Source organism: Microbulbifer mangrovi, from assembly GCF_002009015.1.
In the GTDB taxonomy this organism is placed as follows: Bacteria; Pseudomonadota; Gammaproteobacteria; order Pseudomonadales; family Cellvibrionaceae; genus Microbulbifer; species Microbulbifer mangrovi.
The window spans coordinates 1-7084 of sequence record NZ_LZDE01000193.1; the positions used below are offsets into that span (position 1 = coordinate 1).

7 protein-coding genes are annotated in these 7084 nt (G+C 55.3%); 5 read left to right on the plus strand and 2 right to left on the minus strand.

Going from position 1 to position 7084, the window contains the following annotated elements; genetic code table 11:
• Positions 1–620 (minus strand): MFS transporter (locus B4U49_RS01880; RefSeq protein ID WP_239692431.1); only part of this gene is annotated, 620 nt, incomplete at its 3' end.
• A 392-nt stretch (positions 621–1012) separates the two neighbouring features.
• On the opposite strand from B4U49_RS01880, the gene B4U49_RS01885 reads away from it, so the two are divergent.
• A complete protein-coding gene (locus tag B4U49_RS01885; protein ID WP_078082887.1) occupies positions 1013–2059 on the plus strand; it encodes an NADP-dependent oxidoreductase in 1047 nt (348 codons plus the stop codon).
• Between the two features lie 71 nt (positions 2060–2130).
• On the opposite strand, the gene B4U49_RS01890 is transcribed toward B4U49_RS01885, so the two are convergent.
• Positions 2131–3612 (minus strand): MFS transporter, encoded by a 1482-nt coding sequence (locus B4U49_RS01890; RefSeq protein ID WP_078082888.1) that lies wholly within the window; start codon positions 3610–3612, stop codon positions 2131–2133.
• Positions 3613–3952: 340 nt separating this feature from the next.
• Between B4U49_RS01890 and B4U49_RS01895 the strand changes: the two genes are divergently transcribed.
• The 4 genes from B4U49_RS01895 (at position 3953) to B4U49_RS01910 (ending at position 7049) form a co-directional block, all read left to right on the plus strand.
• A complete protein-coding gene (locus B4U49_RS01895) occupies positions 3953–4318 on the plus strand; it encodes a helix-turn-helix transcriptional regulator (RefSeq protein ID WP_078082889.1) in 366 nt (121 codons plus the stop codon).
• Complete coding sequence (locus B4U49_RS01900; protein ID WP_239692432.1) at positions 4318–5628, plus strand: type II toxin-antitoxin system HipA family toxin; 1311 nt, start codon at positions 4318–4320, stop codon at positions 5626–5628. Before B4U49_RS01895 ends, B4U49_RS01900 begins: the two co-directional genes overlap by 1 nt.
• A 206-nt stretch (positions 5629–5834) precedes the next feature.
• Complete coding sequence (locus B4U49_RS01905) at positions 5835–6503, plus strand: penicillin-insensitive murein endopeptidase (protein ID WP_078082891.1); 669 nt, start codon at positions 5835–5837, stop codon at positions 6501–6503.
• Between the two features lie 132 nt (positions 6504–6635).
• The gene (locus tag B4U49_RS01910; RefSeq protein ID WP_078082892.1) at positions 6636–7049 is read left to right on the plus strand and encodes a hypothetical protein; all 414 of its coding nucleotides are present in this window, start codon (positions 6636–6638) and stop codon (positions 7047–7049) included.
• The last annotated feature ends 35 nt before the right edge of the window (positions 7050–7084 follow it).

The following is a 7084-nucleotide window of genomic DNA, read 5'->3' on the forward strand; positions in this document are numbered from 1 at the left end:
TCGATCCAGAACATCCAGCGCCAAGCCGCAAAGCCCATCCAGAACTCGGTGGTGGAAGCGCCGGCGAATTTAGCGATGGCGTAGTTACTGAGGAACGCAGCGGTGAGGCCGCTGATGATCGCCACCTGCTGTACCGTGGCCAACCGTCCCCGGTAGGCCGCGGGTGCCACCTCACTGATATAGGCGGGGGTCATCACACTGGCGGCACCGACCGCGAGGCCGCCGAGAATCCGATAGAAGACAAACTCCAGGGAGCCGGTGGCAATACCGGAGCCCCAGGCAGAAACGATGAACATGATTGCGGAAGCAATCAGGAGTGCCTTGCGGCCGTATTTGTCCGCCAGGGTGCCGGCGAAGAATGCGCCGATGGCACAACCGAGCAGCATCGATGCCACATTGAAGCCGGTGCCCGCGCTATCGGAGTTGAACGCAGCCTGCAGACCATCCACGGTGCCATTGATTACACCGCTGTCGAAGCCGAACAGGAAGCCGCCGATGGTGGCCACACCGCTGATGGCGATGACCAGACCATGATTGGTTTCTGAGAGGTTGGTTTCAGAAAGACTGGACTCCGGGCGCAGGGCCTCGACGCCCGCATCACTGCTGACGGTAGTATTCATTTTTATTCTCTCAATCACTGCGGGCCGCTTTGCGGCTCCAATTTATTCTTTAATCAGCCAGCTTGCGCCGCTTCCTTCAACGCTACGCGAAATCAGGGCGAGAGGCCAATGGCATATTTATACAATTAATCACACGATTATGTAAACGATTACAAAGCTTTCGGTAAAAATGGCGCGCTCGGCAACCTATCCGGGACTGCCGCCTCTCACCCGCACAGCTTCCGACTCAGCCCTGACGGCATGCATTCCCCCTGCATCCTACTCAATTCCAGCAGGCGAACTAACCTAGTGAAACCTATTAACACGGCCAATCATTACCTCCGATTACCTTTTAACGGGAACTGAATGCTGCAGAATCCTATCCATATCGAACCCACAACAGAGAAAATCCAATGAGCCTCAACCAATCCAACGATCACAACCGCCGCTTGGTTCTCGCGTCCCGCCCCAAGGGCGCACCAGGCGCCGATAACTTCCGCCTCGAACAGACCGATATTCCCCAACCGGGCGAGGGACAGGTGCTGCTGCGCACGGTTTTCCTTTCCCTGGACCCCTATATGCGAGGCCGCATGAGCGATGCGCCGTCCTATGCGGAGCCGGTGGCGATCGACGATGTCATGGTGGGTGGAACCATCAATCGTGTGGTGGCATCGCGTCTGGATGGCTTTGCAGAGGGGGACTGGGTGCTTTCCTATACCTGCGGCTGGCAGGATTACGCCCTGTCCGACGGGACCATGCTGGTCAACCTTGGCAAAAATCCTGCGCAGCCATCACTGGCACTCGGCGTGCTCGGCATGCCCGGGTTCACCGCCTATATGGGACTGCTGGATATCGGCGCCCCCAAAAAAGGCGAAACCCTGGTGGTTGCCGCCGCGACCGGACCGGTGGGTGCAACCGTGGGACAGATCGGAAAACTGAAGGGCTGCCGTGCGGTCGGCGTCGCCGGCGGCGCGGAGAAATGTCGTTTTGCGGTGGAGGAACTGGGGTTTGATGCGTGCATCGACCACTACGCGTCAGATTTCGAACAACAACTGGCCGCGGCCTGCCCGGATGGCATCGACATTTACTACGAAAATGTCGGCGGCAAGGTGTTGGACGGCGTCCTGCCACTGTTGAACACCAGCGCCCGCATCCCGGTATGCGGGCTGATCTCACAGTACAACGCCACCAACCTGCCCGAAGGGCCTGACCGTCTCGGTCTGCTGATGGGTACAATTCTGACCAAACGCCTCAGGGTACAGGGGTTCATCATTTTTGATGACTACGGTCACCGCTATGACGAGTTTTACCAGCAAATGTCGGACTGGTACGCCAATGGCAAAATCAAATACCGCGAGCAGGTCGTCGATGGCCTGGAGCAGGCCCCAGAAGCCTTTGCCGGCATGCTGGAAGGCAAGAACTTTGGCAAGCTGGTAGTACGGGTAGGCGAGGACGGCTGATACAGCTGTGTATCGGTGTATCAAGTAAAAAAGCCCCTGCGATGAGGGGCTTTTGGAGGAGACGGTAGGGATCAGGCGGCGACCGGATCCGACGGTGCGGGCAGTGTCGCTTCTTCTTGTACAAAGAACACCGAGATGGCGCCACACACCATAAACACACCGGCCAGCATCAGGATATAGATGGCCTGGTTGTCGAACACACCGGCGAGGATCGGCCCCGCCACCAGCGCGGACAGGATCTGTGGTGCGGCGATGGTGAAGTTGAAGATTCCCATGTACACGCCGGTTTTACTCGCCGGCAGCGCGTCGGAAAGGATCGAGTAAGGCATGGCCAGAATCGCGGCCCAGGCGATACCCACACCGATCATCGGAATCAGCAGGCCGAGCGCACCACTGGGAACGGTCACCTCAGTAATCAGCAGATTTACCTGGGTGGCTTCACCGCCCTGGAACAGCACAAAGCTCATGTAACCCAGGCCACCCAACAGCAGCGACAATGCGTATGTGGGCTTGCGGCCGAGCTTGCTAGCTACGCGGGCCAGCACGATGGAGAAGAGCGCAGCGAACAGGGAATAAGCGGCGAAGATAATCCCTACCCAGTCACCGGCAGCGCCCTTGGCGGCGGCGATATGCGCGGGGATCTCACCCACCGACTCCAGGTAATGGGAATCAAACCACTTGGCCTCCACACCCCACACGTGCTGGGTAATGGCTGGCGTGGTGTATACCCACATGATGAACAGGGAGAACCAGGAGAAGAACTGCACCACCGCCAGCTGACGCATGGTTTTGGGCATACTCACCAGCAGCTTGAAGAAACCACCCAGGCGCTGCGACAGGGATTTGCGCTCCGCCAACTCCTTCGCCAGGGTCTCTTCGTCGATCCCCTTGTAGGCGTTGTATTCCTTCGGCGCGTACTCCTTGGTGCGGAACACGGTCCACAGCACCGAGCCCAACAGTACCGAAGCACCAATATAGAAGGCCCAGATCACCGACGGCGCCACTTCACCCGCCTGTGAGGTATTCTCCAGGCCAATCACATTGGTGAGGATAAACGGCAGCATGGAGCCCATCACCGCGCCGATATTGATCAGCAGCGACTGCACTGCATACCCCACGGTACGCTGCTCCGAGGGCACCATGTCCGAGACCAGTGCGCGGAACGGCTGCATGGTGACGTTGAACGCCGCATCCATCAGCGCCAGCATCACGCCCCCGAACAGGATCGGTGCAACAAAGGCCACCGCGATACCGGCATTGGGCATAAACGCCATACCCAGTGCCGCGGCGATGGCACCGAACAGGATATAGGGGTTGCGACGACCGAAACGGCTCCAGGTGCGGTCAGAGGCAGAACCCACGATCGGCTGCACAATCAGCCCCATCAAGGGCGCGACGATCCAGAACAGGGACAGGGAGTGCAGATCGGCACCCAGGTCGGAAAGAATCCGGCTCGCATTGGCATTCTGCAGGGCAAATCCAAACTGCACCCCGAGGAAACCGAGGCTGACATTCCACACCTGCCAGAAGGGAAGCTTGGGCTGTTGTTTCATCGCATTAACCGCCTGATTATTGTTGAGTCGGCCGAATACACCGGAAATAGTGCGGTGCGGGGCTCTGGTTATGGCGGCATTGTGTCAGCAGGGACAATGCGGGCCATCCTCCCCGGCGGGGGTGGAGGGCGCAGCTGATGGCCCCGTGAACGGTGATGCATACCCGGTCAGAACACTCCAGCTCAAGCAGAAACCCAGCATAAAGTGCACTTTTTTGCACCTAAAGTGCTTTATGGCCCATTAAGTCCGAAATAGAGAACATTAAATCCACACCTTGTAATATTCCCAAAAGGGAACATAATCAGGGGAATTAGCGCTTATATCCCTTATAAAGCACCTTATGGACTACAGCCAGAAATCCCCCGCTGCCATCGCCGAAGCGCTGGGCCAGCGCCTGAAGCAGGCACGTCTTAACCGGGACCTCACCCAAATTGAGGTCGCGGAGCGCGCCGGTGTCAGCCGCAAGGCGGTACTCAATGCGGAAAAAGGCAAGGCGCAGCTGGAGGTTCTGGTCGCCATACTCCAGGCCCTCGACCTCACCGCCCAGCTGGACAGTTTCCTGCCGCCGCAGCCACCCTCGCCGATCCAGCTCGCGAAACTCCAGGGCAAACAGCGTCAGCGGGCCTCCGGCCAGCGCGGCAAGGACGACGGAGATGAGGACCAGAAGCGAGAAGACAAAGGCACACAGGAGGAACCGGAATGGTAATGGAAGTCATCAGCGTCGATTACCAGGGGCAAGCCGCTGGCGCAGTCAGCTTCGACACCGGTACCGGCGTCGGCGCCTTTGAATACGATCCCGCTTTCATCGACACCGGCATCGAACTCTCCCCCCTGAAAATGCCCCTGGCGCGGCGCATCTACAGCTTCCCGGAACTGCGCTATGAAACCTTTCGCGGCCTGCCCGGCCTGATCGCCGACTCCCTCCCCGACGACTTCGGCAATGCGGTACTCAACGCCTGGATGGCCGCCCAGGGCAAACACCCGCAAGACATCAGCCCCCTGCAAAGGCTGCAGTACACCGGCAAGCGCGGCATGGGCGCCCTGGAATACGCGCCCGCCACCCGCATAAAGAAGCTCAACGCCTCCCAGGACATCGCCATCGACGAACTGGTGGCCATCGCACAAGAAGTGCTCGACCACCATAGCGGCTTCAACGTGCACCTGGACAAAAGCGGCGAGGACAACCGCGAGGCCATGATGGCCCTGATGTCCGTCGGTATGAGTGCCGGCGGCGCGCGCCCCAAGGCCGTGCTCGCTTTCAATAAGGACTTTACCCACGTGCGCTCCGGGCAGACCGAGGTACCGGAGGGCTTCACCCACTACCTGATGAAGTTCGACGGCGTCAGCGAGCACAACAAAGACCGGGAAACCTTCGGCGACCCCATGGGCTTCGGCGCCATGGAATACGTCTACCATAAAATGGCCGCCAACTGCGGCATCGATATGATGCCCTGCCATCTACTGCACGAGGGCAATCGGCGGCATTTTGTCACCGAGCGCTTCGACCGGCGCGGCAACGACAAGATCCATATCCAGACTCTGAACGGCCTGGCCCATGTGGACTACAAAGCCCCCGGCTCTTTTTCCTACGCCGAACTCTTCGGTGTCGCGAGACAACTGAAACTCTCTGCCAAAGAAGCCGAACAACTGCTACTGCGCATGGTGTTCAACATCGTCGCCCGCAACCACGACGACCACGCCAAGAACTTCGCTTTCCAGCTAAAGGAGAAAACCTGGCAACTGGCCCCCGCCTACGACCTCGCCTACAGCTACAAACCGGGCAGCCGCTGGGTCAACAATCACTGGATGGGCCTGAATGGCAAGCGCGAGAACTTCACCCGGGAAGATATCCACAGCCTGGAGAAGATCAGCCCGCTATTTAGCAGAAGGAAGATCGACAGCATTGTGGATAACGTGGTGGAGCAGGTATCGCAGTGGCGAACATTAGCGCTAGAGCACGAGGTGCCGGTCTCACTGGTTGAGGAAATCGAGGGGAACTTGCGGCTACATATATAAAGCTGAAAGCCCATCGGTACGATTCACCTCAGACAGCGCAGGTACGATCCACATACTGAGGGCTAATTGGCCGAAATATAGTAGCGCCCCCCTATTTCTTGAACAAAATCCGTAAGTGATCGATATTTATAGCCTTGAAAAATAAATAGTAGCCAGAGAGATGTAAAGCCACTGGCCTTTGAATAAACTGTTAGCGCTACGAGACCATGAAGAATATTTTTTTTGTTTTTTTATTTTTCTCATCTTTAGCAATTGCCGAGGATAGCATCTGCTATGGGACCACATCCAATGGCAGACTAGAGAATGGAGTTCAACTGCCCACATCAGGATCAAATTTTGAGGGGTATAGCTTAGTTGCGAGATTAGCTGGAAGAACTTATGTTCACTCCCAAGTAAGTGAAATAATTTTAGCTGCATACAAAGACCTTGAAGATAAAAATCCTGAGAAAGTGTTTAAATATGCTGAGATGGGATTTGAAGAAGGTGGGCAATTTAAACCGCACAAAACTCACAGAAACGGTCTGTCTGCAGATTTTATGGTTCCAGTCACCGATAAATCTGGATCTTCAGTCCACTTGCCGACTAGCCCTCTAAACAAATTTGGCTACGAAATTGAGTTTGACAATTACGGCGTTTACGAAGATTTCACGATAGATTATGAGGCAATGGCTGCTCATATAGTTGCGCTACATAAAGAGTCGGTAAAACGAGGGTTTGATTTGTGGCGTGTAATTTTTGATCCCAAGTTGCAACCTAAACTTCTCGAAACAACACACGGAGAATATTTATCTAAGAATATTCAGCTTTCAAAAAAGCGTTCATGGGTACGGCATGACGAGCATTACCACGTTGATTTCGCAATTCCGTGCAAGTAACGGCGCTAACAATGCAATGCAGCCGACGTCTTATTTTATGTGCTTTTGCACGGTCGCTGCGCTCCTATTTTCGTGCAAAATAGCACATAAAGTAAGTCGCGCCTGATTGCGGATTTACAGGTCAAAAATAGTATGAGTTTTACTTTAGATTTAATACTCACAGAAGTACCAAAGGACAACGATGAAGCCTGGATATATATTGAAGAGCTACGGGAAGAGTACTACGAAGATAAGTCTGGAACCCATGAAAAGCTCATAGCACTACATAAAGTTTTGACAGATAAATATCCTTGTTTGTGTAGCTATGCAGAAGACGATCCTGAAATGGAAAATAGTCCGTGGGCAGATGGGCCAATGCTAAACAATTTCGCAAGCAAAATGGGAATGCTAGCAATCCTGTATCCGAGAGCTGATGAGATTTACCCATTCATTCTAGAAGAAGCGTTACTTTTGGATATCACTGTCGCCGATGGGCAAAGTGAAAGAATCTATCGTCCTGGTGAGCCAATTGCATCTAAAGCCAGGCCTTGGTGGAAACTTTGGTAGAAACCTACAACGAGGCGAGGCATTTCGTTCCGGCC